We start from the raw sequence: 24,030 nt of genomic DNA, 5'->3' as shown, positions 1-24,030 counted from the left end.
ATTTCTCAATGTCTCAGTCGCTTGCCGTGACTCATCAGGTAAAGCCCCCAGGATGCCAGAAGCGCAATAAATACCAGGACACCCAAAAATGCCCCGGCAACATTAATATCGGAAACACCCAAAATGCCGTAGCGAAAGGAGTTCACCATATAAAGTATTGGATTGAGTTTGGACAAACCCTGCCAAAATGGCGACAGCAGGTCGATAGAGTAAAAAACTCCCCCCAAGTATGTGAGAGGGGTCAATACAAATGTCGGAATAATGGAGATAGCATCAAAACTATTGGCAAAAATAGCATTGATAAACCCGGCCAGGGAAAACAGTACTGCCGTCAGGAACACAATCGCTATGGTGACAAAGATATGCTCGACGGTAAGCGAAGTAAAAAACATCGCCACCAGGGTTACTATTAACCCCACTATCAACCCCCGAGATACTCCTCCGAGGACATAGCCAGCCATGATCACCCAGTTCGGTGTTGGCGAAACCAAGAGCTCCTCCACACTGCGCTGGAATTTAGCGCTGTAAAAAGACGAAACTACGTTGGCATAGGAATTAGTAATCACCGACATCATAATCAGACCCGGCACAACAAACTCGATATAGGGATAACCACCCATATCCCCTATTCGCCGCCCAATCAGAGAGCCAAAAATCACAAAGTACAGTGACATAGTGATTACCGGCGGTACCAGGGTCTGGGGCCATATACGCATAAAGCGCCGGATTTCCCGACGGTAAATAGTACTGAAAGATATCCAGATTAATCTGCCCTTCACTCTTCAAGCCCCGCCATTTTTTCTTCCGACAACATGGACAGGAACAGCTCTTCCAAGCGGTTAGCACGGTTTCTCATACTGGTAACTGTTACACCTTGCCGCTGTAGTGAAGCAAACAGCTCGGTCAGGGACTGCCCCTTTTCTATGGTGACCTCCAGGGAGTGATTGTCCCGCAAGCGCCCCTCATAACCAGACAGGTCCGGGCACTCGGCGAGATATTCTGCGCAATCCAGGATAAAGGTTTCCCGGTTGAGAGTTTTTAATAGCGACTTGATTGAAGTGTTCTCGACGATAGTGCCTTTGTCGATAATCGCAATATTACGGCAGAGGCTCTCCGCCTCCTCCAGATAGTGAGTGGTGAGAATAATCGTGGTGCCCTGCTGGTTAATTTTCTCCAGGAAACTCCACATTGACCGGCGCAGCTCAATGTCCACTCCCGCCGTGGGCTCATCCAGTATTAACAACTTTGGCTCGTGAATCAGAGCCCGTGCAATCATCAGCCTGCGCTTCATACCGCCGGAAAGCATCCGCGCCTGCGTAGCGCGCTTATCCCACAGCCCCAATTGCTTCAGGTATTTCTCGGTGCGCTCTTCAGCCAGTTTGCGCGGCATGCCATAAAAACCGCCCTGGGTAACAACAATATCGAACACCTTTTCAAACTGGCTGAAATTAAATTCTTGCGGTACGACTCCAAGCAGGCGTTTAGCGGCGGCAAAATCAATATCGATATCCTGCCCAAAGATAGATATCGCGCCACCACTCTTGCGCACCAGGGAACAAATGATGCCGATGGTGGTAGATTTCCCCGCCCCATTGGGGCCCAACAACGCGAAGAAATCCCCAGGTTGCACATCAAAACTGATGCCTTTCAGGGCCTGGAAGCCATTTTCGTAGGTCTTTTGTAAATTGTGAATCGAAAGCGCAGCGCTCATCTCTCACTCCTGTTGTGGGGAGCGTCATTCAACGCGCTAACCCAAATAATTTCAACCTGAGGGGAGCTAGGGTCTTATCGACAGCGTTCACTCTGTCCAGCCGAACAAACGGGTACTGATTAAATACAGCAGTGAAGGCGATAAACTAAGAAGTAATATATCGGAAAAACAAAAAGCCGCTCGATTGAGCGGCTTTTTATTTTGGAGCGGGAAACCGGGTTCGAACCGGCGACCTCAACCTTGGCAAGGTTGCGCTCTACCAACTGAGCTATTCCCGCTTTTTTGGTTGGCCCGGCAGCAGTGCTGCCGGGCCGTATTGGCATCCCCAAGGGGAGTCGAACCCCTGTTACCGCCGTGAAAGGGCGGTGTCCTAGGCCTCTAGACGATGGGGACAGAAACTTTGCACTACAACCTCTTCGGTCCCGTGCTGCCACGCTGTCCATGGCTGTGCCACCTCTCGGTGACTTCACTTTTGAACGGGGCCAAAGATCCATTCAAAAGTAAAACTGGAGCGGGAAACCGGGTTCGAACCGGCGACCTCAACCTTGGCAAGGTTGCGCTCTACCAACTGAGCTATTCCCGCAATTTGACCCGGTAGCATTGCTACCGGGTCGTATTGGCATCCCCAAGGGGAGTCGAACCCCTGTTACCGCCGTGAAAGGGCGGTGTCCTAGGCCTCTAGACGATGGGGACAGAAACTTGCACTTCGACCTTTCTCGGCCCGGTGCTGCCATGCTGTCCATGGCAATACCACTGATTTCTCGGTGGCGTGCTCTGCAAGCTGACTAGAGATCATCTTGCAAAGCGGAAAACTTGGAGCGGGAAACCGGGTTCGAACCGGCGACCTCAACCTTGGCAAGGTTGCGCTCTACCAACTGAGCTATTCCCGCGTGGCATCCCCAAGGGGAGTCGAACCCCTGTTACCGCCGTGAAAGGGCGGTGTCCTAGGCCTCTAGACGATGGGGACCCAGAAACCTTCTGTCGTTTCGCTCCGCCTTAAAGTGTAGCTCTGCGTCAGAAGTGGGGCGCATTCTATGGACCGTTGCCGAACCTGTCAACACTCTTTTTGAATTTTTTTTCTTTTATTGTCAGGCACTTACAAAACCCAGCCGTTTCAGGAGGGCATTCTAGTACCGCCCTGTACCGGTTCCCTCAAGCACCAGTGCGTGCAAGTGTAATTCTTCCAGAAACTGGCGAATGCGTTTAGCATTGGTACCCAGGTCACTCACCCCAACACGGGAACTGGAACGCACGTCAACTTTGGAACCACCGCCCTCGTCAGCGCTGACCCGCACAACGATATCGTCCGTAAAACCGAGAATCGGTGTTTTCGCCACAGCCTCCAGATGGCCCCGCTGGGGCTCATAGGAAACCACTTTCCAACCCAGATCTTCAGCCACTTCAGCAGCGATCTCAGTGGTACGAGCTATCGGGAAGTCCACGTGCAATGGCATTATATCGGCATATATATCCGCTTCTCGCTGCAATTCGGCCACCTTCTCTCCACCGTATTCGGCACTGTTGTCGCCTTTCTGGCGCAACTTCAATACCTCTTGGTACTGGGGGGGATTGCGGGTATCGGTGGTGATATCGTGAATCCTCGGCACATCGAAGTTACCCTGCCCCACTGTCACCAGGGGTATCGCAACCGGCAATAATCCCAGTAGTGCCGCCCACAGGGCATTGCTTCGTACTAACGGCTTGCTTTTACTCACCCCCCAGACAAAGACAAACAGACTCAGCAATGCAACCACCAGTGCCGCACCGCCGGAAAACACAAAGATTTTGAAAACCACAGAAAAGTGCAGCACCCCGAAACGCAGGGCAGCCGCTGCGAGGACAATCAGCAACAGCAATATCCACTGCACGCGCAGTAGCCAATTACTCCAGTGTGATTCTGTCACTCGGTATCATCCTCCATTTCACTCCCCCCCTGATCCAGCTTTACAGATAGAGAGTTCACACAGTAGCGAAGTCCCGTATCGGTGGGACCGTCATCAAAAACATGACCGAGATGAGCGTCGCATTTTGTGCAGCGAATCTCTACACGCTGCATACCATAGCTATCGTCAGGCAACTCCTTCACAACACCTTCGCTATGCTCGGCATCGAAACTGGGCCAACCACAACCGCTCTCAAATTTTGACTGCGAGCCGAATAAAACCTCGCCACAGCAACGACAACGATAGACGCCATCGTCAAAAACATCCCAATATTCGCCGCTAAACGGCGCCTCTGTCCCACCTTCCCGGCAGACCTCAAACTCCTCATCTGTAAGCTTATCCCGCCAGTAGTTCTCATCCATCTGTTTTGACATACTCTAGTGTTTCCGTAATCAATTGGGGTTTCCGGTCAGGCGCCGCCTTGTGGCAATGCCTATGTATATCGGTTCCCGGTTTCCCGCAGGAGTGGTACCTACCGCTGGTGGACATTACCCGGTTTTCGCGCACTGAACTCGCGGCCCTGGGCCGCTCCTGCTCTGCAATAGAGCTTCCAGGTCACCATGAAGGACATCAATAAATCAGAAAAACTGCACGGCGTCTGCTACGAAATTCGCGGCCCCGTGATGGAGCAGGCCCAGCGCATGGAAGAGGAAGGCCACCGCATCCTCAAACTGAATATTGGCAACCCTGCCCCCTTCGGTTTTAACGCCCCCGACGAGATTATCCAAGACGTCATTCACAATCTCTCTGAGGCACAGGGCTACGTCGAGTCCAAAGGGCTCTTCGCTGCGCGTAAGGCCATTATGCAAGAGTGCCAGACCCTGGGTATCCCGGGTGTCGAGATTAACGATATTTACCTGGGCAACGGCGTCTCCGAACTGATTTCCATGAGTACCCAGGCCCTTCTCAACAATGGCGACGAAATGTTGTTGCCAATGCCCAACTACCCATTGTGGATGGCCGCCACCAACCTCACCGGCGCCAAGCCGGTTCTCTATCGCTGCGACGAGGAGTCCGGATGGCTGCCGGATATTGAGGATATCAAAGCCAAAATCACCTCAAAAACCCGCGGCATAGTGGTTATCAACCCCAATAACCCCACTGGCGCCGTTTATCCCCGGGAATTACTTGAAGATATTGTCGAGGTAGCCCGCAGCCACAACCTGGTGATCTTCGCCGATGAGATTTATAGCAAGATTCTCTACGACGATGCGGAATTTACCCCGATGGCCAAGCTGGCCCCGGACGTGCTCTGCCTGAGCTTTAATGGCCTCTCCAAGTCCTATCGCCTGGCCGGCTTCCGCTCTGGCTGGATGGTTATCAGCGGCACCAAACACCGCGCCAAAGGTTTTATCCAGGGGATGGAAATACTGGCCTCCATGCGCCTGTGCGGCAATGTACCCGCCATGTTCGCAGTACAAACCGCTCTCGGTGGCTACCAGAGTATTAACGATCTGGTCCTGCCCGGCGGGCGCCTGCGCCAACAGCGAGATATGGCCCACCGCATGCTCAATGACATTCCTGGTGTGAGCTGTGTCAAACCCAGCGGTGCTATCTACTTGTTTCCCAAGCTGCATCTGGATCATCATAAGATCGAAAATGACGAGCAGCTGGTGCTGGATTTCCTGCGCCAGGAAAAAATACTACTGGCTCAAGGCAGTGCCTTCCATTGGGATGCACCGGACCACCTGCGCATTGTCTTCCTGCCCCGTGCCGACGACTTATCGCATGCGATGGAACGCCTGGGCGACTTTTTGGAGCGATATTCCTGCTGATGCTGGACGATTTACATATTCACGATTTTTACCGGGATGCCGGCAGGGTACTGCTGGCGATGTTTAATCAATTCCCGGTACCGGCAACCGTTTACGTGGAAGATATTTCCGGCCCCGACTCACCGGATGAGTACGGGCTTCACTCCCCCCGCCATTTAGCCTGCCTGGGGTCCATGACCTGGCTAAAGCAGAGCGGCTATATCAACTTTTCCCAGCTGGTGCGCCAGGAAGCGATGGAGGATGCGGTATTGAGCCACAAGGGTTTCCTGCTAATGATTAATGCCGGAGCTGAGTCTGGACAGAGCAACGCCCAGTTGCTCAACAGTGCTGTGCGCGAGGGATCATCAGGCCAGTTGCAGGCGCTGATGGAGCGCTTGATGCGAGAGTTTGCCGCGCTGTAAGGAGCCCCTTAATGCGCGGCATTGACAATCGCCATTACTGGGATTGGCGACGATATTTAACATGCAGCATTTTTAAGGCAGCATCCGGGTCCCGATCAGGGAAATCCGGATTCTGCTCCAACCGTGCCACAACTTCATAACCTCTGTCAGATCCGAGGATTAACTCCCTAAACTGGGCTTCGCTGTGCCGGGGCGAGTTGATCACCATCAGCAGATCCGCCTCAGCGGCGAGACAAGCGGGCAGCTGCCTCAGCAACTTTTCATAATTCTGGCTGACATCGAAGCGACCTTTTTGTCGTGTCGGCGGATCGACAATGCCCAGGTCAAAGGGGCCGCGACGGTCGAAGCGCTTGAATTGACGCAGTGCATCGAACTGCAGGAACTGAACCCCTTTGAGCGACAGCCCATTAACCTCGTGATTTTCCCGTCCGCGATTTAAAACACCGCGATTGACATCCACATTTACAATATCGATATCACCTGCCGCTCGCGCGACCGCAGAAAAGGCACAGGTGAAAGCGAAAAGGTTGAGCATTTTTGCCGACGTCTGCCCAGCTCTTGCACGCACCTGCTCTTCAAGCCAGGCCCTGCCCGGCTCAATATCCAGGAAGAAACCCACATTTTGTCGATCAAACGTGAGGGGGAATTTAAGGTCTCCACGCTGCGCGACCGGATCTGTTACCGGCTCGCCAAAGTGCCACTGCAATGGTGCCCCGGGGAGATAGCGTCGCTGCGCAGCGACTCCCTGATAACCTCGCACCTCGGCCATTTGCCAGAGCTTTTCACACAGCTCTACTTCACCTTCATATTCTTCAAAAAAAGTCACTAACAAAGCGGGGAAAAAGCTGTCGACACAGACCTGCTCCAAGCCTTCATAGCTGCGACCCCGGCCGTGAAAAAAACGGCGGCTGTCGCCAACATTCTGCCCTAATTTATTTTCTACCTGCTCCAGCAGTAACTGCCAATCTGCACTCATCGCTTATTGAATATCCCCGTTACTCAGTGGATAAAGAATGGCATCCCGGTAGCCGGTAACCACTCGAATAAAACCACTCCACCGTTTATCAAGCTTGGGGTTACCGCTATCTATCAATAGCGGGCGCCCATGCAGTTCCGTAATTTTTGTTTTAGTCGCAACCACGATTAAATTATCGCGCCCAACGCGCCGCAGTACATTGGCCGACAATTGTTGGTTACCCCGGCCAATTAAATGACCCTGGCCACCAATGGCCGTGAGAATGATTTTTACCGGCCCGCTGTGATCCGCAATGGCCTGTTCAATTTGCGGCGCACTGACATCCAGCTGCAACAACTGGCCACCCAGTAATAAATCCACCCCCAACAGTGTTCCCTCACAGCCCAACTCGCTGAGAATTGCCAGCGTAGTAGAGCCTGGGCCAACGACATACAGGGTTTGCGGGTCCAGGTCTTCGGTAATCTCTGCGGCGATATCCGCAACTGCCAGCTCTTCCACTTCGCGGCCCGCATTTTTTACCGCCTGTAAAAACTGACCTTCCTGGGGCACCAGCAACTCGCCGTAGTAACGCGTGGTTACCCGCCCGCTGCGGAATGACTGCTCATCAATATCCCGCACCTCACGTTCAGCGAGGTCCACCAGCTGCCCCGCCATCAGGCGGCGCAAAACCTCGCCACCCGCTTTAGGGGAAATCGCAAAACAGGCGGAGTGCATTTTCACTCCGGCGGGAATACCCAGTACCGGGAAATTATCTCCCAGGGCATTGACGATATTTCTCGCAGTGCCGTCACCGCCAATAAAAACAATGAGGTCTGCACCATTGTTGCGGATAGTGACTGCTGCACGCTCTGTATCTTCCGGGGAGGATGGGGAGCACTCAGCCACGCCCACTTCACAGACAGAAAAACCGAGTTTACGCGCAGTACTGGCCCCCATATCGCCGGCAAAGCACAGGATTTCCAGCTCATCCTTATAGGGTTTTAACTCCTCAAGGGCCAGCGCCGCACGCTGATTTGCCTGGGGTTCGATACCTGCGTCCAGCGCTCGTTGCACAGTTTCGACACCATCGCTCCCCTTGAGCCCTGCCGGGCCGCCAATGCCAGCCCAGGGGTTAATAATTAAACCGAGCTTTTTTACTTGTTTACTTAACTGCACGCCAACCCCAATACTTCCAGTTGCCGCTTCTCTTCGTCACCCAAAGCCGGGCCTGAAGTTTTGTAGTGACTAAACTCCAGGCGCTCGGGGTACTCTTTACGCAGCAAATCAAAAGCCTTCTCCATCGGCACATCACCTGCTGCTGCCGCGCGCAGGCGGCGATCGTCCGCGCGGGGGTTGTACATCTGCAACAGTAATTCTTCTGCTGAGTCTCCCGTAATCTCTTTAGATGTGACAGCTGGCTGACATTCCGCAGACATAGGTGCAATACCCAATTCCCGGCACAAGGCCTCGCGAATCATACGGGTGCCAGCCAGCTTCCCATCCAGGCTGTAACCGGCAATATGCGGTGTCCCCAGGTCAACATGCTGCAATAATTCAATATCGATATCCGGTTCGTTCTCCCATACGTCCAGTACGGAAGTAAAACGCTTGCCCCGCTGGATTTCCGCCAGCAGTGCCCGGTTGTCGACCACCCCACCCCGGCCGGCGCTAATCAGTACGCTGCCATCGCGGAGTTGCTGCAACTGCTCTGCTCCAATCATATGGAAACTGGGGTAGGTGCCGCCCTTAACCAGCGGGGCGTGAAGGCAAACAATATCCTGGCTCAATACCTTTTCCAGCTCACTCGCATCCGGGTTTTCCGGCAGCCAGGGATCGTAAACTGCGCAGGAAACCCCGAGGGCATGCAAGCGCTGTTGCAATAATCCGCCCACATTGCCGCAGCCCACTATGCCGAAGCTGCGCCCATGCCAGTCAATTTCCAGTGCGGCCAGGTTGCAGAAAACATACTCCACCACGGAGTTGGCATTACAACCAGGCGCGGCGCTCCAGAAGATCTCATTGCGTTCCAACCACTGGGTATCCAGGTGATCAGTGCCTATGGTGCAGCTGCCAACAAAGCGCACCCGGGTCCCCTCTAGCAGGCTTTGATCAACCTGGGTGACCGAGCGCACCAGCAAAATATCCGCATCAATCAATTGTTCTCGGCTCAGAGTGCGGCCGTGATAGCGCTCCAGCGTTCCCAGATCACCGAAATACTCTTCCAACGCAGGAATATTCTCATCGGCAACAATTTTTAATCCCGCACTCTGTGCAGCGCTATCCGTCATGTAAGTTCTCCATCAGCACCCGCTAGAGTGCGTTCAATCTTCTTGCTCAGGCCACCGATACCAAATTCCTCCGCCATGGCACGGGCCAGGCAGACATCTACCGGTTGCGGGCGCAGATCTGCCAGGCCCACATCAAGAGGCACCTGATCCTCAAGGCTCGTTAGACGCTTGGCGAGACGTAGCTGTTCTTCATATTCTTCGATCCGTGCTGCCAGCCCTTTGGCACCGCGGATAGGCAGTGTAACCAGGGTCTCCAGTTGCTCCATTAGCGTTTCTATAGAATCGAATGCTTCTAGCAGGCGCCCGGCCGTCTTTGGGCCAACGCCGGGAATACCGGGAATATCATCACTGGTATCCCCCACCAGGGCCAAGTAGTCGGGAATCTGCTCTGGACGCACACCAAACTTCTCCCTCAAGCCTCCACTGTCCAGATGATGGTCGTTGGCAAAGTCCCACAGGGATACAGCGCCCCGAGACAATAGCTGCCCCAGGTCCTTGTCCCTACTTACTACCACGGGAGCCTGCCGGTGCAGCATTCGAGTCAAAGTAGCCAGTATGTCATCGGCCTCATAGCGCTCACTGGAGAAACTGGCAATACCCAGCACCTCGGCCATCTCCCGGCATGCCGCAAGCTGGAAGGCCAGGGCCTCATCGGGCAGTGCACGGCTGCATTTGTAGCTCGGGTAAATCTCGTTACGAAAACAGCTGCCCAGTGACTCGTCGAAGGCGCAAGCAATATAGCTGGGTTGCCGCGCCAACATATCCAGCAGGAAATTAGTGAAGCCGTAAACGGCTTCAGTGGAGTAGCCACTGCGGCTCTCCCAGTTGGGCGGCAGCGCAAAGTAGTAGCGAAAGATGTATACAGATGCGTCTATGAGGTAGCTTTTCACGAGAGATCCGCCAATTGGTAACTGTCCCGATCAAAAGGGTTGGGACAACTGAACTCTTGAACCAGGGCTTCAGCGAATGCACAGGCCCGAGGGTTGGGCCGGGTATCACAATAGTCCAGAACTTGCTGCCAGATGGCCTTTTTAAACGAGTCGCTGGCGCCCAATCCATTCTCCAGATTGTCGGCACTCACCCGGAACTTCAGTCCGCAAGCCCGTGCAAAGACCCACTCGAGGGCCTGAGGCTTGACCTCTACCCGCTCAAACTCAGCCTGCTGGTCGGCACTGCGACCATCCGGTGCATACCAGTAACCGTAATCTGGCAACTGTCTCCGCGCCTCTCCGGCAACACACCAGTGCGCCACTTCATGCAAGGCACTGGCAGCGTAGTCCAGGGTGAACTCTACCTGATAGTAGGGCTGGCCTTCCGCGCAAGGTCGGTAATAGGGCTCGCAAAAGCCCCCGCGAAGTCGGGTATTGAGCCCATTTGGGTCTGAAAAACAGTGATCGAAGACTCTGACGATACGATCAGCCATTGGCAGTTTCGTAGGAACAGAAGCCATTTCTGCGGTTGCAACAGGCAAGGCGTTCTCCGGGATACCTCAAAGGCGGGGACTATATCAACGCCTGGGCCCCGATCAAAGCGAAGGTGTCTGCGAGGCGCATAAGGCGCTGGTTGTATTTCGGCAAATCAACATATACCTTTAGGAACAGGGATGCCGCTGAGGGCGTGTCCTTTAAGCGTCTCCCCGAGGAGGGAATTAAAGCAATCAATCACCCTCCTGCCCCAGTCTTCCTTCAGAGGTAGGGCATTTCGCTGTCGCACCTTCATCTGACGTGGAGACGGTATACAACCGGCCCTGCAAGGAGGTGTTCCATGACAGACCACAGTATCAACAATGTGGTTGACCTCTTCACCGGCGAGCCCATCGAAACTTCTGCGGACAGGCGCTTTATTCGCCTTTCGCCGGAGCTAGACGGCTTGGAAATGCTCTACTCCAACAACTCCAGCGGCACAGATCTATATAGCCTGAAGGTTTTATGCTGGGGTCTCAAAGCAAATGGCGAGGTCGTAGGCCTCGTTCCCTGGTTAAACACTATAGTGGCCTGTCCCGACATCAAGGACCCTCTCGACGGACGCTTTGAGGGCTACTATGACCCCGGCATTGAGGAAATCTTCCATCAGCCCCCCATTCACAAGATCGTCGAGCTGGAGACTGCGGCGGAATACTTTGAATACGAGAGCAATAAAGCTGAGGAAGTGCTCCAGGAGATCCCCGACACTATCGGCACCCACGCTGTGTTTATGGATGAGCAGCGCGAGAACCTGACACTGATTGAGGTCGTCAGCTGGAGGTTGCACGCCGACGGGGAGATTCACGGCATGCTAATAGACCACGATATCGTTGAAACCACTCCGGTTTTACCGGGGGATCACTGCCTGTACCCCGCACAGGAGAGCGAGGGATTCCGGTACTTTTTCCAACACCATATCGCTAACAAAATTAAATCCGAGGACCCCGAAGCCCTGGCCGCTATCGCAGCCCTGGTAACAGCCCCCTGATCCACAGGGACTGACGGGTCTTATTTATCAGGAGTGTGCCAGCCCCCGGCAATGGCCAGGGGGCTGGAGCAATGGCGACCCGCTATTCCGCTTTTTTAATCCAATAGACAAACTGGTCGTCTTCCTCTGCATGCTGTACCAGGTCATATCCCAGAAACTGGCAGAACTTGGGTACATCCCGCTGGGTAGAGGGATCGGTAGCAACCATTTTCAACACTTCACCATCGGCGACATTACGCACCGCTGAATGCAGCATCATGACGGGTTCCGGGCACAGAAGGCCTCGGGCATCTAAGTTGTGATCTGACTTCATAAGTATCATTGTGCGCAATTTTGCCGCTGTCGTCATCACTGGTCCCATCAGGGCCGCCCGGGAATTCCCCCTCGCTCGCACTAAAATCCTCTTAAGGCTATGGCAATTCGGGCTAAAGATGATCTATGTGCTGATAGAGCGGGAAATTGCGGCGGAGATGCAGGGCAGTTATGAAGAGGCCGCCCGCAAAATCCTCACTTGCGCCTACCGTACCGTAGGCTTTATTGAGGGCCAGACCTATATCGAAAAGGGCAACCCCTTGCGGCGTTTTACCCTCTCCAAATGGCAATCTGAACTCCATTGGCAACACTGGTATACCAGCGAGGAGCGCCGCGCACAGATGAGCCTGCTCAACCCTCTGATGATGAGGGAAGAACGCATTACTGTCCTGGAGATCGCAGCATAAACCGAGCGGCCAGCTCTACTGCCGTTTGCCAATGCTGAAGCTGATTAAAACCGCTGGCGCGACGGGGTTTAAAGTCGTGATCGCCATCTTCCAGCCACTCGACCTCAATTGTGCTTGCCAAGCCGTAGCCTTCCACCTCAAACCGGTTGCCTAATGGGTCCCGATCTCCCTGTATCACCAAGGTCTGGCAGCGAATATCCAATAAGTGCTCAGTTCGCAGCTTTTCCGGCTTGCCTTGGGGATGAAATGGATACCCCAGGCACACGGCACCGGCAATCGCCTTCTGCTCCCAGTATTCATCCGCCAATAGACTTGCCACTCGCCCGCCCATAGACTTACCGCCGATAAACAGAGGCAGCTCTGGGCCGAACTGGTCAATTTGCTCGCGGAAAGACTCTTGCAGCTGGGGCATGGTATTGGGTGGCCTCTTACTTCCCCCGGTGCGCCGCTGCGCCATATAGGGAAACTCAAAACGGACAACTTCCACACCCTGCTCACACAACCCCTGCGCCAGGAATTGCATAAACTCACTGTCCATCGGTGCCCCGGCGCCATGGGCAAACAGAAAGCGTGCACGGGGCTCACCCGAGCTATCGATTAACCATTCAGACATCGGGGGGCAGGTCCTCGGCCAGGACCAGGTTTACGGTTTCTTCACCGGGCTCAAACCAGATCACCACTTGGCCGGATTGCAGCTGGCGACGCAGACTGGCAACTTTGTCCACCAGTTCCACCTCACGCTCACCGTATTCGGTGCCCTCGCGAGTGGCGTATTCTTCCAGCAGACTTTGCAGGGTATCGGCATCTAGTTGTTCAAAGGGAATAATCATACAGCGACTAATTCAGGTAGGCTGGGAGTGGCAATAGCCACCCCCAGAATATTGTAAAACGATCAGGACTTGGGTTTGCGGAAGCGCAGGGTCATACGATCGCTCTCGCCGATAGCGAGATATTTTTCACGGTCCTCTTCACCCAGGCGCAGTACCGGCGGTAAGGTCCATACGCCTTTGGGGTGGTCAGCAGTGTCTTTGGGGTTCGCATTTACCTCACTGGCCTCTTCGAACTCAAAGCCCGCTTTTTTAGCCAGGTCGATAACATACTCCTGGGTGACATAACCACTTTTCACCATATCTTCCAGGCTGGTACCTGGCTTGGCACGGTGCTCAACGATCCCCAGAACACCACCGGGCTTCAGCGCGGCAAAAAAGCTGGCAAAAGCTTCATCGGCATAATCGCGATACATCCAGTTGTGCACGTTGCGGAAAGTTACTACGGCATCGGCACTGCCTGCCGGAGCAATCTCGCGACCGGTTTGCGGGGCAAACTCAGTCACAATCACTTTCTTGTAAGCCTTATCGTTAGCAGCCAGCTTCGCTTTGAAGTTTTTCAGGGAGCGCTTGTAGTAGTCGGACTCACTATTCTCGGGGAAGTGCGCCGCATATAAGGTCCCTTCCTTGCTCAGGTAGGGTCCCAGAATTTCGGTATACCAACCGCCACCCGGGGTAATTTCCACTACCGTCATATCCGGCTCGATACCCATAAACTTCAGGGTTTCCGCTGGGTTGCGATACTGGTCGCGGGCGACATAATCCTTGTTGCGGTGATCCCCTTTAATGGCGGCGGAGAAATCTGCAGCCTGGGCTGTACCCGCCAAAACCAGGGCGCCGGCCAGGGTCACCAGGGATTTCTTAAAATTGCTCGTCATAGTTTTTCCTATTTTGTTATCGTTGGTCCAACTTGGTTTGCACACTGTCGATCTTATCCTGCATGGATTGCTCGCGGTCAATACGAGTTCCCAATTTCAGACTGGAACTGATTCGGTCGGCGCCCATTTGATGCACTCGCTCGTGGCACTCTTTAACTGCCGCCATCACCTTATCCCAGTCCCCCTCGATATTGGTACCGTAAGCGTGCAGGCGATAGGAAAGCCCCGCCTCTTCCAGCACCCGCTCACATTCAGCAACGTATTTACTGACGGAAACACCAACGCCGATAGGGATCACACATAAGTCCGCAATCACGTTCATCAACAGTCCCTCGTTAAAGTACTTGGATATTGGTTTCAAAATAACGCTTTTGAGATTGGCCGATAGAGTTATTCGACGAGATCCTATTACAATGTCAGCTCAACGTCTCTCGTGAAGCAAAGGAACCCTATATGCAACAGCATCTCGTTATCTCCATGATCTCTGATGACAAGCCCGGCGTCGTGGAAAAGCTTTCAGCAGTTATCGCAGATAACGGCGGCAACTGGGAAGACAGCCATATGGCCCACTTCGCTGGGAAGTTTGCCGGAATCCTGCGGGTGGCGGTGCCCGCAGATAAAAGCGAGACACTTAAAGAGGCGTTGTCAGCCCTGACAAACGCAGGCTACAACCTGGTCATTGAAGATGCCATTGCAGTATCCGCCAAACCCCAGCAGACGCTGACGCTGAAACTGGTTGGCAACGACCGTCCCGGCATAGTCCGCGAGATCTCGCGCGCCCTTACCGCCCACCATATCAATATGGAGCATCTGGAAACCACTTACGGCAGCACCCCCTGGAGCGGTGAGCCCCTGTTTAATGCCGAGTGCACCATCAGTGTGGCCGAAGACATAGATCTCGACGGCCTGCGTGACGATCTGGACCAGATTGCCAATGAACTCGGGGTCGAGATAGATTGCGAGGAGATCGCCACCCCCATCTAATTGTGGAATAATCCGCAGCCGTACAGGGCCGGGCACTGCTGTCCGGTCTAGCTAGAAGTCTCTCCAGCGCAAACGCCACCTCATGTTCAAGATTGTTCTATACCAACCTGAAATAGCGCCAAATACCGGCAATATTATTCGACTTTGTGCCAATACCGGGGCAGAGCTGCACCTTATCGAGCCCTTGGGTTTCGATATGGATGACAAACGCCTGCGTCGCGCCGGCCTCGACTACAGCGAGTACAGTCGCGTGGTGCGCCACAAGGACTGGCAGACCTTTATCGATAGCGAACAACCCGCCAGGGTGCTGGCGCTCTCCACCAAGGGAAGCAAAAGCCATACCGCGATCGAATTCCAGGCGGATGACGCCATTGTGTTTGGCCCGGAGACCCGGGGGCTACCCGCAGAGTTCCTGCAAGCAGTAGGGGCCGAAAACACTTTGCGTATCCCCATGCGTGCCGAGAGTCGCAGTATCAACCTGTCCAATGCCGCCGCCATTGTTATCTACGAGGCTTGGCGACAATTGGATTTTAGTGGCGCCGTGTCCCAGCAGTAAGAAGTTCACCTGTTATGCAAAGTTCCCAAGCCCCAATCGGACTCTTTTACGGTTCCAGCACTTGCTATACCGAAATGGCTGCGGAGAAGATCCGCCAGTGTATCGGTCCTCAATGGATTGATATCCACAATATCGCAGAGGCGGATATTGGCCTCGCCGAAGACTACGACTTCCTTTTGTTCGGCATTCCCACCTGGGACTACGGCGAACTGCAAGAGGACTGGGAAAATATCTGGGACGACTTGGCCGCGCTGGACCTGCACGAGAAAAAGGTCGCGCTGTTTGGTCTGGGGGATCAGGAAGGCTACCCCCAGTGGTTCCAGGACGCCTTGGGCTATTTGCATTCACAGCTGCTCGCCTGCGGTGCCCGTGCAGTGGGCTATTGGTCCGCAGAAGGTTACGAGTTTGAAGAGTCCAAGGGGCTAACCGCCGATGGCAGCCAGTTTGTCGGGCTGGCCCTGGATGAGGAGAACGAATTCGATCTGAGCGAAGAGCGTATCCAGCGCTGGTGCGACCAGGTAATGCGCGAGTTTGGCTTGCAGGATGGGGGCTGACGGAAGTCTTATTGTGAGCGAACCGGACAAGAAGTACGCAGAAATTGAATGGCGTGAAGACGGCCAGCCGCTGTCTCGCGCCTACGACGATATCTATTTTTCCAGCGCCTCCGGCCTGGAGGAAACCCGCTACGTTTTCCTGCAGCAAAATGCCCTGGCTGAACGCTGGCAACAGCTCGCGGAGAGCGGCACCTTTACCATCGCCGAGACAGGCTTCGGCACCGGCCTGAACTTTCTCGCCGCCGCAGAGCTTTGGCAGAGAACGGCCCCGGAAAGTGCTCGCTTGCACTTTATTTCGGTCGAGAAGTTCCCACTGCGTCCCAATGACCTGCGCAGGGCACTGGATCTCTGGCCACAACTGGCCCCGTTCGCCCAGCCCTTGATTGATAGCTACCCTCCCCTGCTGGCCGCCGGCATTCACCGGCTGCACTTTGGCCCAGTCAGCCTGACCCTGATTATCGGGGAGGCAAGCGAGGCCCTGAACAGCTTGCGCCTGCAAAGGGACAGCGATCACCAGGTAGACGCTTGGTTCCTGGACGGTTTTGCCCCAGCCAAGAACCCGGATATGTGGACACCGGAGTTGTTTAACAACATGGCCGCTCTGAGCGGTGCTAGCGCCACCTTCGCCACCTTTACTTGTGCTGGGCTGGTTAAGCGCGGACTCCGCGATGCCGGTTTTTCTCTCCGCAAGGTTCCCGGCTTCGGGCGCAAAAGAGAGATGCTGTGTGGCACTCTGGAGAGCCCGCAAGTGAGCGAAACCAGGGAAACTCCGTGGCACCTGCCTCACCAGGAAAGCAAGCCTCCTAAAACTGTCGCTATTGTCGGCGCGGGAATAGCCAGTGCCACTATTGCCCGGGCACTGGCAGAGCGCGGCATCGATGTTCAGGTATTTGAGCAGGGTGAGGAACCCGGCTCTGGTGGATCTGGGAATGACCAGGGAATTCTATACGCCAAGTTATCTCCCAAGCCCGGCCCCAACGGAGACTTCAATCTCCACGCTTTGATGTTTGCCCAGCGCTACTATCGCAGCAGCTGCTCTAAAGTGAGCCACTTCAGCGGTCTGCTTCAATTGGCGCAAACTGAGCGGGAACAGCAATTACAGAGTCAGGTTGCCGCCACACTGGCGGAGAGCGATGGGCAGCTATTGGCTGAACCTGTCGATGCTCGAGCGGCCAGCTCCCTGGCAGGCGTCGACCTACCCGTGGGTGGACTGCACTTTCCTCACGCCGGGTGGGTTGAACCGCGCAAAGTCTGCGCCACTTTATTGCAGCACCCAAATATCAACCTGCACAGCAACAGCTTGGTAAAAGAGTTAGAGCGAGAATCGAGCGGCTGGTCAGTAAAAACAGACCGCAGTGACTTTCAATTTGATGCGGTAGTTCTGTGCGGTGCCAATGACATTCGCCAATTTGCCCCTGCGGCGGCCCTCCCCCTGAAGCCAATTCGCGGGCAGGTGTCCAGAGCAGCAGCCACTGAAAATTCTTCGCAGTTACAAATGGCTCTGTGCGGTGAGGGCTATATCACTCCTGCCTATCAAGGGCGTCAGAGCTTTGGTGCCACCTTTAAGCTTAAGGAGACCGCTACTGATCTACGGGTTAGCGAGCACAGCGAGAATCTACAAACCCTGGCAGAGCTACTGCCGCAAATAGCAGATGAGTTCTCTCAACAGTCTCTCACTGGCCGAGCGGCTTTGCGCGCAGCGACCCCCGACTACCTACCCTTAGCCGGCCCCTTACCCAACTGGGACTCTATCAGCGATACCTATGTCGCACTGCGCAAGAACCGCAAGCAGTACGTCCCCGAGCGGGCTGACTACCAGCAAGGTCTCTATGTAATGGGAGGCTTGGGTTCCCGTGGCTTTACCTACGCACCACTAACAGCCGAGGTACTGACTGCCTGGATGCTCAACGAGCCCCTTCCGGTCAGCGCAACCCTGGCCAAAGCACTGCACCCGGCTCGCTTTGCCATTCGCGATCTGGGTAGAAACCGGGATATCAAGTAGAGGGGACTCCAGTCTCCTTCTTCTCTGAAGACAGCAAGTTGGCACTGCCGGAACCACAGGCGACGATCGTCTTCATCGCCGCCTCAACACTCACGCCGGGCAGTATTTCTACGCACTCTGCCGGCACATGAAACACAAACCCGGAGGTGGGTACCGGCGCTGTGGGCACATAGACGGTCATATCTCCATTGGGGTGTTGAGAAGTGACAATTGCGGTGACAGTGAGCGGATTATCAATGCCGTGAATGCGGACCTTGGCTACCGGCCCCGCAAGCACACCTTCACCACCGCCACCAATAAACTGGATCACCACATCTTTGATGGTGCTGTAACCCGGCGCCAGGCGTCCCAACCAGTGATCCACATGGCGGTGCAACCAGCTGCCAACACTGGTTTTCACCAACAAACCAATCGCGAAACAACCACCAAGAATCAGGGCTATCACCACGAGCCTGGCAAGGGTATTCTTAAATTCTGTATGCGCCTCAAGCCACACCACAGCGGGAGCGACAAGATCACTAACTTGACCGAACAGCCACTGAAACAGCAGGACAAAGATAGCTATAGGCAGCACCACTGCGAGTCCACCCAGCAGCGTCAAAGTGATAAAAGTTTTAATTCTGGTCATAGGCTATTGATGAACCGACTTCTCGTGAACAGCTGGATACTGTTATTGCTTTACGCCCCGTGGCCACAAAGTGCAGCTGCAGAGACACAACTCCAAACAATCCCTTTTTCCATCCTGGAAGAGCGCCAGCGTGGAGGGGACCATTTCACCCAGGGGCTTTTCTACGATGGTCAACGCTGGTGGGAGAGCAGTGGTCGCTACCGCCGCTCCTGGCTCGCCGAGTATACCGACCCTGGGGCCAATCCAGTAAGACGCAAATGGCTTGCTAGGAATCGTTTCGCCGAAGGGCTCACAGTTCTCAACGATAAACTTTACCTGCTGACCTACAAGGCGGGAGAGGTCCATGTCTACCACGCAGACAAGCTCCAACATTTGAAGGTCATGCACTATCGAGGCGAAGGCTGGGGCCTCACCAGTAATGGCCAGCAGCTGATTATGAGTAATGGCAGTGGCGAACTGGTTTTCCGCGATCCCGATACTTTTGAGGTAGTGCAACACCTCAAAGTTCAAGGCGGAGGTAAAAATTGGTCCAGACTCAATGAATTGGAATTTGCCCAGGGCCTGATTTGGGCAAATATATGGCAAGAAAAACAGATTATTGCCATCGATCCAGAGAGTGGCCAGGTGCGCGGCATTATCGATCTCAGCGCTCTCAATCCGGCCGGCAGAAATCATCCTGACACCGTGGCCAATGGGATCGCCTGGGACAAAGCCAAAAATGGGCTCTGGGTAACTGGAAAGTACTGGAAACAGCTCTATTTGATTCGCCCTGCTGGACTGGGCTTTGAGCGTACCAGTAGAGTTTCTAACGCTGATCCGTAACGGTCAGCACCCCCCCATCCCGGAGATAGTCCATCGCAGACAACTGCAACTGCAAGCGATAGCCGTGCCCCCGGCTCTGTAGGCTGACGCCTTCCAAACTCGCCTCGCCGTCATACAGCGTGGTGAATTTCCCTTCTTCATTTTCCCACTGAATATTTTCAACTTTTTGCATGCCGGGTAACTCGAGAGTGACCACTGTGAACTCTTCCGGCAAAGGCTGTAGCTCAACCTGGGCAACACCCGATGCAGTCGCCAGGGAAAATGCCAGTTGGTTTTCCGGTGCTGTTTGCCACCCCAGGTGAGTGTCAGCAACAACAGATTGAACCAGATTATGTGGGGAGGTGGAGGCGCACCCCAGAAGTCCGGCAGGAACCGTCAACGACAACACAGTTGACAAAATCAATGTGCGCATAGCCCTATCCTTAGCTTGCCGCTGTGATGGCGTAGGATTATAACCCGCGAAATATGTCACAAGCGTAAAGCCGTCAATTTCATTCAATTTCAGCGGCATACTCATCAATAAACATACCACGCACGATCGAGCCACAAGGTATACTCCCCGCCCATGAATTCCCCACAACATATTCTCGAACACGTTTTTGGCTATACCGATTTCCGCGATCCTCAAAAAGCAGTTATCGACACTCTGGTAGCCGGCAATGATGCCCTGGTATTAATGCCCACCGGCGGTGGTAAATCCCTGTGCTACCAGATTCCCGCCCTGGCGCGCCCCGGGTGTGGAGTTGTAATCTCCCCCCTGATTGCCCTGATGCAGGACCAGGTAGAAGCTCTTCAGGAAGCCGGCATCCGCGCCGCTTACTTGAATTCATCAGTGGCCTACGACGAAATCCAGGCAATCGAAAGCCAGCTATTACACGGTGAGCTGGATCTCCTCTATCTAGCCCCCGAGCGGTTGCTACAGCCACGAACCCTGTCATTACTGCAACGGGTGGAACTGTCGCTGTTTGCCATTGATGAAGCCCACTGTGTTTCCCAATGGGGGCACGACTTTCGCGCCGACTATCTGCAACTCAACTGCCTGCACGAGCAATTCCCCCGGGTACCCCGTATTGCCCTGACAGCGACAGCAGACAAGCGCACCCGTGCAGAAATTGCTCGCCGCCTGGACTTGGAAGAGGCCCGCCACTTTGTCAGCAGCTTCGACCGCCCCAATATCCAGTACCGCATTGAGCCCAAGGACAACCAGCGCCGCCAACTGCTGCAATTCTTACAAAACGGACATCAGGGCAACGCCGGGGTTATTTACTGCCTGTCCCGAGCCAAAGTGGAGAACACTGCGGAGTGGTTGAGCCAGCAGGGCTTCACTGCCCTGCCCTATCACGCCGGACTACCCACCGAGACCCGCGCCGAGCACCAGCGCCGCTTCCTGCGTGAAGAGGGTGTCATTGTTGTTGCCACCATTGCATTTGGCATGGGGATCGATAAACCAGATGTGCGTTTCGTTGTTCACCTGGATCTGCCCAAGAGTATCGAAGCCTACTACCAGGAAACTGGCCGTGCAGGCCGCGATGGCGGTGCCTCAATTGCTCTTTTGCTCTATGGTCTCGAGGATGTGGTAAAGATCGGCCAGATGGTGGAGTCCTCAGAGGGCAGCGAAGAGCACAAGCGCCAGGAGCGCAGCCGCCTGAATGCCATGCTCGGGCTGTGTGAGATCACCAGCTGCCGCCGCCAGGCCCTGCTGGACTACTTTGCGGAACCCCTGGACAAACCCTGCGGCAACTGTGACACCTGCCTGGAGCCGCCTGCCACCTGGGATGCCAGTGAGGCAGCGGTAAAACTACTCTCCTGTATCTATCGCACCGGACAGCGCTTTGGCGCTAGCCACGTGATCGATGTACTGCGCGGCTCCGAGAACGAGAAAGTCCGCAAGTTCGAGCACGACCAGCTTTCCACTCATGGCATCGGCAAAGACCTGAGCGCAGCCGAATGGCGGGCAGTCGTGCGGCAGCTGATTGTGCGCGGCTACCTGGAGGTCGAGGGAGAATTCCAGGGGCTGAGGCTCACTGAAATTTGTCGCCCGCTGCTGCGACGGGAGGAAACTCTCAGCCTGCGCAAGCTTCCCCCAAAAGCGGCGCGCTCGCAGAGCCGTGACAATCGCAGCCTGGATGATCTCAGCCCAGAAAACCAGGTGCTTTGGGAAGCCCTGCGCAACTGTCGCAAACAGTTGGCAGAAGAGCGGGGTGTGCCGCCTTATGTCGTCTTCCACGATGCGACCCTGCGCGGTATGGTACAAGCCCACCCACAAACACGCAGCGAGCTATTAGCGGTCTCCGGCGTTGGAGACAGTAAGCTCGAACGCTTCGGCGATGCATTTTTGGCGGTTCTCAGGGATTTTCCCAAACACGAATAACTCCGAACAGTCGGGAGCTTTTCCCCAAAACACAGAGCTGTGTTACAAAGGGATAAAGCAGTAGAACAATAATTGATAAACCCGACTGAGAGAGAACTATGAAAGTAATCGGCCACCTGATTAATGGCAACATGGTTAATGACACCGGTGCCGCAGGTAACTCCGAACTCCAAGAGGTCACCAACCCCTCCACCAACGAAGTGATCGCCCAGGTTTCGTTAGCCTCTAAAGCGACTGTTGAAGAGGCCATTAGTGCAGCTGAAGCGGCCTTCCCCGCTTGGCGAAACCTTCCGACGGCCAAGCGAGTACGAATTATGTACCGCCTGCGAGACCTGCTGCAGGAGAACGCCGCAAAGATCTGTGAGCTGATTACCCTGGAACACGGCAAAGTCCTCGACGATGCGATGGGGGAATTACAGCGGGGCATCGAGAATATCGAGTACGTTTGCTCTACTCCGGAAATGCTAAAGGGCGAACACAGTAAAAATGTCGGACCGGCAATAGACTCCTGGAGCGAATTCCAACCGCTGGGTGTTTGTGCCGGCATAACCCCCTTTAATTTCCCCGCTATGGTTCCTCTGTGGATGTGGCCCATGGCAATTGCCTGCGGCAATACCTTTGTACTAAAACCCTCCGAACGCACCCCCTCCTCCGCACTGTTTATCGCGGAGCTGGGTATAGAAGCCGGCATCCCTACAGGGGTACTAAATGTAGTTAACGGCGGTAAAGAGGCCGTCGATACACTCCTCACCGATAAACGTGTCCAAGCGGTGAGCTTTGTGGGATCGACTCCGATCGCAGAGTATGTCTACACCACAGGCACCGCCCATGGAAAAAGAGTGCAAGCGTTTGGTGGTGCCAAAAACCACGCGATCATCATGCCCGATGCCGACCTGGACAACGCTGCCGCTGCTCTAATGGGCGCAGCTTATGGTTCCTGTGGTGAACGCTGTATGGCCATCTCTGTCGCTGTAGCGGTAGGTAATGAAACCGCCGATGCCCTTGTTGAGAAGCTCAAACTACAAATTGCTGATCTGAAAATCGGCGATGGTATGGACAGCCAAAGCGATATGGGGCCACTGGTAACCCGGCAACACTTACAAAAAGTGGAGAATTATATTGCCGCTGGTATCGAAGAGGGTGCCGAGCTGGCTGTAGATGGGCGCAACCAAACCGTTTCCGGTTTTGAAAATGGTAATTACCTGGGCGCCTGTCTGTTCGATCGAGTCACTCCGGAAATGTCGATTCACAGTGGGGAAATATTTGGCCCGGTGCTCTGTGTGATGCGTGTCGAAACTATGCAGGAAGCCATGGATATTATCGATGCTCATGAATACGGTAACGGCACCTGCCTATTTACTCGCGACGGAGAGGCCGCACGCTATTTTAGTGACAATATTAAAGTTGGAATGGTCGGTATCAACGTTCCTCTACCGGTACCGGTAGCACACCACAGTTTCGGTGGCTGGAAGCGTTCACTGTTTGGCGACCTCCACGCCTACGGCCCCGATTCAGTGCGTTTTTACACAAAGCGCAAAACCATTACCCAGCGCTGGCCTGCTAGCGGTGTAAGGGAAGGCATTCAGTTCAGCTTTCCCTCTAATCAATAACTACCTGGTCTAACTGATAAATAACCGATAGAAGAAGTGCCCGTGGCTTATCGGGCCTTCTTGTATCGCTAAAGATAAACGACCAAGTTACCAGCCTCTTTATCACTGCATCCAGTAAATTTAATGAAAGCGCATTCACCCCGCTACTACAGTACCCTATAAACCCCCTTAAACAGCTCACAAAAAATATAGTTATTTAATTAATCACCACCCCAAAAATCAACAGGTTCAACTTTTTAAAATCGATTACATTTACTTTATTCATGCAAGGTGAGATTATTTATTTAGTAACACTTGGAATAATCATTATGAAAACCACAAGTCTCACTATCGCTCTTACTGCTGCACTTATCTCTGCCAACACATCATATGCACAACAGGATGTATCCTATAAGAAATGTAAAAAGTGGCAGAGCAAAATTGAGCAACTTCATGAAAAGAGAAAAGATGGTGGCTCAGGAGAGCAGATGGAGAAGTGGAGAGGCAAGATTAAAAAATTGAAAGAAAAATTTAAAGATTACAATTGCGACCAATATAAACGTAATTTGTAATCAA

Annotated in this window: 29 protein-coding genes and 6 tRNA genes; 12 read left to right on the top strand and 23 right to left on the bottom strand. The window is 54.1% G+C overall.

Features of this window, described 5'->3' with window-relative positions:
• Positions 1-5: 5 nt before the first annotated feature.
• The 10 genes from BTJ40_RS07880 to msrB all read right to left on the bottom strand — a co-directional run bounded on the left by BTJ40_RS07880 (position 6) and on the right by msrB (position 4,028).
• The gene (locus tag BTJ40_RS07880; RefSeq protein ID WP_108732571.1) at positions 6-779 is read right to left on the bottom strand and encodes an ABC transporter permease; all 774 of its coding nucleotides are present in this window, start codon (positions 777-779) and stop codon (positions 6-8) included.
• Positions 776-1,711, bottom strand: coding sequence for an ABC transporter ATP-binding protein (locus BTJ40_RS07875; RefSeq protein ID WP_108732570.1), 936 nt, complete (start codon positions 1,709-1,711; stop codon positions 776-778). Before BTJ40_RS07875 ends, BTJ40_RS07880 begins: the two co-directional genes overlap by 4 nt.
• A 202-nt stretch (positions 1,712-1,913) precedes the next feature.
• A tRNA-Gly gene (locus BTJ40_RS07870) sits at positions 1,914-1,989 on the bottom strand.
• A gap of 39 nt (positions 1,990-2,028) precedes the next feature.
• Positions 2,029-2,104, bottom strand: a tRNA-Glu gene (locus BTJ40_RS07865).
• Positions 2,105-2,218: 114 nt separating this feature from the next.
• A tRNA-Gly gene (locus tag BTJ40_RS07860) sits at positions 2,219-2,294 on the bottom strand.
• Between the two features lie 34 nt (positions 2,295-2,328).
• Positions 2,329-2,404: transfer RNA gene (locus BTJ40_RS07855), tRNA-Glu, on the bottom strand.
• A 121-nt stretch (positions 2,405-2,525) separates the two neighbouring features.
• A tRNA-Gly gene (locus BTJ40_RS07850) sits at positions 2,526-2,601 on the bottom strand.
• Between the two features lies 1 nt (position 2,602).
• Positions 2,603-2,678, bottom strand: a tRNA-Glu gene (locus BTJ40_RS07845).
• Positions 2,679-2,838: 160 nt separating this feature from the next.
• On the bottom strand, positions 2,839-3,615 hold the full coding sequence (locus BTJ40_RS07840) for a DUF1499 domain-containing protein (RefSeq protein WP_108732569.1): 777 nt from the start codon (positions 3,613-3,615) through the stop codon (positions 2,839-2,841).
• On the bottom strand, positions 3,612-4,028 hold the full coding sequence (gene msrB / locus BTJ40_RS07835; protein ID WP_108732568.1) for a peptide-methionine (R)-S-oxide reductase MsrB: 417 nt from the start codon (positions 4,026-4,028) through the stop codon (positions 3,612-3,614). Before msrB ends, BTJ40_RS07840 begins: the two co-directional genes overlap by 4 nt.
• Positions 4,029-4,214: 186 nt before the next feature.
• On the opposite strand from msrB, the gene BTJ40_RS07830 reads away from it, so the two are divergent.
• Together BTJ40_RS07830 and BTJ40_RS07825 are read left to right on the top strand one after the other, a co-directional pair.
• Positions 4,215-5,429 (top strand): pyridoxal phosphate-dependent aminotransferase, encoded by a 1,215-nt coding sequence (locus BTJ40_RS07830; protein ID WP_108732567.1) that lies wholly within the window; start codon positions 4,215-4,217, stop codon positions 5,427-5,429.
• Positions 5,429-5,830: a hypothetical protein gene (locus BTJ40_RS07825; protein ID WP_108732566.1), complete on the top strand. Its 402-nt coding sequence runs from the start codon at positions 5,429-5,431 to the stop codon at positions 5,828-5,830. The genes BTJ40_RS07830 and BTJ40_RS07825 overlap by 1 nt, the downstream gene beginning before the upstream one ends.
• A gap of 34 nt (positions 5,831-5,864) precedes the next feature.
• Here the strand turns inward: BTJ40_RS07825 and BTJ40_RS07820 are convergent, their stop codons facing one another.
• Genes BTJ40_RS07820 through BTJ40_RS22255 form a run of 6 tightly spaced genes read right to left on the bottom strand, consistent with a single transcriptional unit; the run spans position 5,865 to position 10,734 of the window.
• Positions 5,865-6,806, bottom strand: coding sequence for a class I SAM-dependent methyltransferase (locus tag BTJ40_RS07820; protein WP_108732565.1), 942 nt, complete (start codon positions 6,804-6,806; stop codon positions 5,865-5,867).
• A 3-nt stretch (positions 6,807-6,809) separates the two neighbouring features.
• Complete coding sequence (locus BTJ40_RS07815) at positions 6,810-7,961, bottom strand: ATP-NAD kinase family protein (RefSeq protein WP_108732564.1); 1,152 nt, start codon at positions 7,959-7,961, stop codon at positions 6,810-6,812.
• Positions 7,952-9,073 carry a 4-phosphoerythronate dehydrogenase gene (locus tag BTJ40_RS07810; protein WP_108732563.1) on the bottom strand — a complete coding sequence of 374 codons (1,122 nt, stop codon included), beginning with the start codon at positions 9,071-9,073 and terminating at the stop codon, positions 7,952-7,954. Before BTJ40_RS07810 ends, BTJ40_RS07815 begins: the two co-directional genes overlap by 10 nt.
• Positions 9,070-9,963, bottom strand: a complete 894-nt coding sequence (locus BTJ40_RS07805) for a 5'-3' exonuclease H3TH domain-containing protein (RefSeq protein ID WP_108732562.1) — start codon at positions 9,961-9,963, stop codon at positions 9,070-9,072. The genes BTJ40_RS07810 and BTJ40_RS07805 overlap by 4 nt, the downstream gene beginning before the upstream one ends.
• Positions 9,960-10,544, bottom strand: coding sequence for an elongation factor P hydroxylase (locus BTJ40_RS07800; protein WP_304598654.1), 585 nt, complete (start codon positions 10,542-10,544; stop codon positions 9,960-9,962). The genes BTJ40_RS07805 and BTJ40_RS07800 overlap by 4 nt, the downstream gene beginning before the upstream one ends.
• A 31-nt stretch (positions 10,545-10,575) precedes the next feature.
• Positions 10,576-10,734, bottom strand: a complete 159-nt coding sequence (locus tag BTJ40_RS22255; protein WP_157953965.1) for a hypothetical protein — start codon at positions 10,732-10,734, stop codon at positions 10,576-10,578.
• Positions 10,735-10,837: 103 nt separating this feature from the next.
• On the opposite strand from BTJ40_RS22255, the gene BTJ40_RS07790 reads away from it, so the two are divergent.
• The gene (locus BTJ40_RS07790) at positions 10,838-11,524 is read left to right on the top strand and encodes a hypothetical protein (protein WP_108732560.1); all 687 of its coding nucleotides are present in this window, start codon (positions 10,838-10,840) and stop codon (positions 11,522-11,524) included.
• A gap of 82 nt (positions 11,525-11,606) precedes the next feature.
• Here BTJ40_RS07790 and tusA read toward each other — a convergent pair whose 3' ends face one another.
• On the bottom strand, positions 11,607-11,885 hold the full coding sequence (tusA, locus tag BTJ40_RS07785) for a sulfurtransferase TusA (RefSeq protein ID WP_369974273.1): 279 nt from the start codon (positions 11,883-11,885) through the stop codon (positions 11,607-11,609).
• A 70-nt stretch (positions 11,886-11,955) separates the two neighbouring features.
• On the opposite strand from tusA, the gene BTJ40_RS07780 reads away from it, so the two are divergent.
• Positions 11,956-12,243 (top strand): antibiotic biosynthesis monooxygenase, encoded by a 288-nt coding sequence (locus BTJ40_RS07780; protein ID WP_108732559.1) that lies wholly within the window; start codon positions 11,956-11,958, stop codon positions 12,241-12,243.
• Here the strand turns inward: BTJ40_RS07780 and BTJ40_RS07775 are convergent.
• From BTJ40_RS07775 to BTJ40_RS07760, 4 genes are all read right to left on the bottom strand, one after another.
• On the bottom strand, positions 12,218-12,856 hold the full coding sequence (locus BTJ40_RS07775; RefSeq protein ID WP_108732558.1) for an alpha/beta fold hydrolase: 639 nt from the start codon (positions 12,854-12,856) through the stop codon (positions 12,218-12,220). The genes BTJ40_RS07780 and BTJ40_RS07775 overlap by 26 nt on opposite strands.
• Positions 12,849-13,073, bottom strand: a complete 225-nt coding sequence (locus BTJ40_RS07770) for a YheU family protein (protein ID WP_108732557.1) — start codon at positions 13,071-13,073, stop codon at positions 12,849-12,851. Before BTJ40_RS07770 ends, BTJ40_RS07775 begins: the two co-directional genes overlap by 8 nt.
• A 62-nt stretch (positions 13,074-13,135) precedes the next feature.
• Positions 13,136-13,948, bottom strand: coding sequence for a class I SAM-dependent methyltransferase (locus BTJ40_RS07765; RefSeq protein ID WP_108732556.1), 813 nt, complete (start codon positions 13,946-13,948; stop codon positions 13,136-13,138).
• Positions 13,949-13,964: 16 nt separating this feature from the next.
• A complete protein-coding gene (locus BTJ40_RS07760) occupies positions 13,965-14,270 on the bottom strand; it encodes an MTH1187 family thiamine-binding protein (RefSeq protein WP_108732555.1) in 306 nt (101 codons plus the stop codon).
• A 131-nt stretch (positions 14,271-14,401) separates the two neighbouring features.
• On the opposite strand from BTJ40_RS07760, the gene BTJ40_RS07755 reads away from it, so the two are divergent.
• From BTJ40_RS07755 to mnmC, 4 genes are all read left to right on the top strand, one after another.
• Positions 14,402-14,932 (top strand): glycine cleavage system protein R, encoded by a 531-nt coding sequence (locus BTJ40_RS07755; RefSeq protein ID WP_108732554.1) that lies wholly within the window; start codon positions 14,402-14,404, stop codon positions 14,930-14,932.
• A gap of 82 nt (positions 14,933-15,014) precedes the next feature.
• On the top strand, positions 15,015-15,488 hold the full coding sequence (gene trmL, locus BTJ40_RS07750; protein ID WP_108732553.1) for a tRNA (uridine(34)/cytosine(34)/5-carboxymethylaminomethyluridine(34)-2'-O)-methyltransferase TrmL: 474 nt from the start codon (positions 15,015-15,017) through the stop codon (positions 15,486-15,488).
• Between the two features lie 14 nt (positions 15,489-15,502).
• Positions 15,503-16,042, top strand: coding sequence for a flavodoxin FldB (fldB, locus tag BTJ40_RS07745; RefSeq protein ID WP_108732552.1), 540 nt, complete (start codon positions 15,503-15,505; stop codon positions 16,040-16,042).
• A gap of 13 nt (positions 16,043-16,055) precedes the next feature.
• A complete protein-coding gene (gene mnmC / locus BTJ40_RS07740) occupies positions 16,056-18,044 on the top strand; it encodes a bifunctional tRNA (5-methylaminomethyl-2-thiouridine)(34)-methyltransferase MnmD/FAD-dependent 5-carboxymethylaminomethyl-2-thiouridine(34) oxidoreductase MnmC (RefSeq protein ID WP_108735207.1) in 1,989 nt (662 codons plus the stop codon).
• On the opposite strand, the gene BTJ40_RS07735 is transcribed toward mnmC, so the two are convergent.
• The gene (locus BTJ40_RS07735; RefSeq protein WP_108732551.1) at positions 18,037-18,672 is read right to left on the bottom strand and encodes a DUF502 domain-containing protein; all 636 of its coding nucleotides are present in this window, start codon (positions 18,670-18,672) and stop codon (positions 18,037-18,039) included. The genes mnmC and BTJ40_RS07735 overlap by 8 nt on opposite strands.
• A gap of 9 nt (positions 18,673-18,681) precedes the next feature.
• Here BTJ40_RS07735 and BTJ40_RS07730 point away from each other — a divergent pair, with 9 nt between their 5' ends.
• Positions 18,682-19,494, top strand: coding sequence for a glutaminyl-peptide cyclotransferase (locus tag BTJ40_RS07730; RefSeq protein ID WP_108732550.1), 813 nt, complete (start codon positions 18,682-18,684; stop codon positions 19,492-19,494).
• On the opposite strand, the gene BTJ40_RS07725 is transcribed toward BTJ40_RS07730, so the two are convergent.
• Positions 19,478-19,906, bottom strand: a complete 429-nt coding sequence (locus BTJ40_RS07725; RefSeq protein WP_157953964.1) for a hypothetical protein — start codon at positions 19,904-19,906, stop codon at positions 19,478-19,480. The two genes, BTJ40_RS07730 and BTJ40_RS07725, sit on opposite strands and share 17 nt — an antisense overlap.
• 153 nt (positions 19,907-20,059) lie before the next feature.
• Here BTJ40_RS07725 and recQ point away from each other — a divergent pair, with 153 nt between their 5' ends.
• The 3 genes from recQ to BTJ40_RS07710 all read left to right on the top strand — a co-directional run bounded on the left by recQ (position 20,060) and on the right by BTJ40_RS07710 (position 24,026).
• Positions 20,060-21,865 carry a DNA helicase RecQ gene (gene recQ / locus BTJ40_RS07720; RefSeq protein ID WP_108732548.1) on the top strand — a complete coding sequence of 602 codons (1,806 nt, stop codon included), beginning with the start codon at positions 20,060-20,062 and terminating at the stop codon, positions 21,863-21,865.
• A 98-nt stretch (positions 21,866-21,963) separates the two neighbouring features.
• Positions 21,964-23,475, top strand: coding sequence for a CoA-acylating methylmalonate-semialdehyde dehydrogenase (locus BTJ40_RS07715; RefSeq protein ID WP_108732547.1), 1,512 nt, complete (start codon positions 21,964-21,966; stop codon positions 23,473-23,475).
• A 308-nt stretch (positions 23,476-23,783) separates the two neighbouring features.
• Positions 23,784-24,026, top strand: a complete 243-nt coding sequence (locus tag BTJ40_RS07710; RefSeq protein WP_108732546.1) for a hypothetical protein — start codon at positions 23,784-23,786, stop codon at positions 24,024-24,026.
• Positions 24,027-24,030 lie beyond the last annotated feature (4 nt).

It is taken from the genome of Microbulbifer sp. A4B17 (assembly GCF_003076275.1).
In the GTDB taxonomy this organism is placed as follows: domain Bacteria; phylum Pseudomonadota; class Gammaproteobacteria; order Pseudomonadales; family Cellvibrionaceae; genus Microbulbifer.
Note: the sequence above shows the minus strand (reverse complement) of the source record. Positions and strands in the feature narration are given on the sequence as shown.

Bases quoted from the DNA above. Each gene is read 5' to 3' on its own strand.
- BTJ40_RS07770 (WP_108732557.1), bottom strand. From the start codon at position 13,073: ATGATTATTCCCTTTGAACAACTAGATGCCGATACCCTGCAAAGTCTG.
- recQ (WP_108732548.1), top strand. From the start codon at position 20,060: ATGAATTCCCCACAACATATTCTCGAACACGTTTTTGGCTATACCGAT.
- BTJ40_RS07775 (WP_108732558.1), bottom strand. From the start codon at position 12,856: ATGTCTGAATGGTTAATCGATAGCTCGGGTGAGCCCCGTGCACGCTTT.
- msrB (WP_108732568.1), bottom strand. From the start codon at position 4,028: ATGTCAAAACAGATGGATGAGAACTACTGGCGGGATAAGCTTACAGAT.
- BTJ40_RS07710 (WP_108732546.1), top strand. From the start codon at position 23,784: ATGAAAACCACAAGTCTCACTATCGCTCTTACTGCTGCACTTATCTCT.
- BTJ40_RS07715 (WP_108732547.1), top strand. From the start codon at position 21,964: ATGAAAGTAATCGGCCACCTGATTAATGGCAACATGGTTAATGACACC.
- BTJ40_RS07765 (WP_108732556.1), bottom strand. From the start codon at position 13,948: ATGACGAGCAATTTTAAGAAATCCCTGGTGACCCTGGCCGGCGCCCTG.
- trmL (WP_108732553.1), top strand. From the start codon at position 15,015: ATGTTCAAGATTGTTCTATACCAACCTGAAATAGCGCCAAATACCGGC.
- BTJ40_RS07825 (WP_108732566.1), top strand. From the start codon at position 5,429: ATGCTGGACGATTTACATATTCACGATTTTTACCGGGATGCCGGCAGG.
- BTJ40_RS07780 (WP_108732559.1), top strand. From the start codon at position 11,956: ATGATCTATGTGCTGATAGAGCGGGAAATTGCGGCGGAGATGCAGGGC.
- BTJ40_RS07830 (WP_108732567.1), top strand. From the start codon at position 4,215: ATGAAGGACATCAATAAATCAGAAAAACTGCACGGCGTCTGCTACGAA.
- BTJ40_RS07875 (WP_108732570.1), bottom strand. From the start codon at position 1,711: ATGAGCGCTGCGCTTTCGATTCACAATTTACAAAAGACCTACGAAAAT.
- BTJ40_RS07725 (WP_157953964.1), bottom strand. From the start codon at position 19,906: ATGCGCACATTGATTTTGTCAACTGTGTTGTCGTTGACGGTTCCTGCC.
- BTJ40_RS07820 (WP_108732565.1), bottom strand. From the start codon at position 6,806: ATGAGTGCAGATTGGCAGTTACTGCTGGAGCAGGTAGAAAATAAATTA.
- BTJ40_RS07760 (WP_108732555.1), bottom strand. From the start codon at position 14,270: ATGAACGTGATTGCGGACTTATGTGTGATCCCTATCGGCGTTGGTGTT.
- BTJ40_RS07730 (WP_108732550.1), top strand. From the start codon at position 18,682: ATGAACCGACTTCTCGTGAACAGCTGGATACTGTTATTGCTTTACGCC.
- tusA (WP_369974273.1), bottom strand. From the start codon at position 11,885: ATGGGACCAGTGATGACGACAGCGGCAAAATTGCGCACAATGATACTT.
- fldB (WP_108732552.1), top strand. From the start codon at position 15,503: ATGCAAAGTTCCCAAGCCCCAATCGGACTCTTTTACGGTTCCAGCACT.
- BTJ40_RS07810 (WP_108732563.1), bottom strand. From the start codon at position 9,073: ATGACGGATAGCGCTGCACAGAGTGCGGGATTAAAAATTGTTGCCGAT.
- BTJ40_RS07790 (WP_108732560.1), top strand. From the start codon at position 10,838: ATGACAGACCACAGTATCAACAATGTGGTTGACCTCTTCACCGGCGAG.
- BTJ40_RS07735 (WP_108732551.1), bottom strand. From the start codon at position 18,672: ATGACCAGAATTAAAACTTTTATCACTTTGACGCTGCTGGGTGGACTC.
- BTJ40_RS07755 (WP_108732554.1), top strand. From the start codon at position 14,402: ATGCAACAGCATCTCGTTATCTCCATGATCTCTGATGACAAGCCCGGC.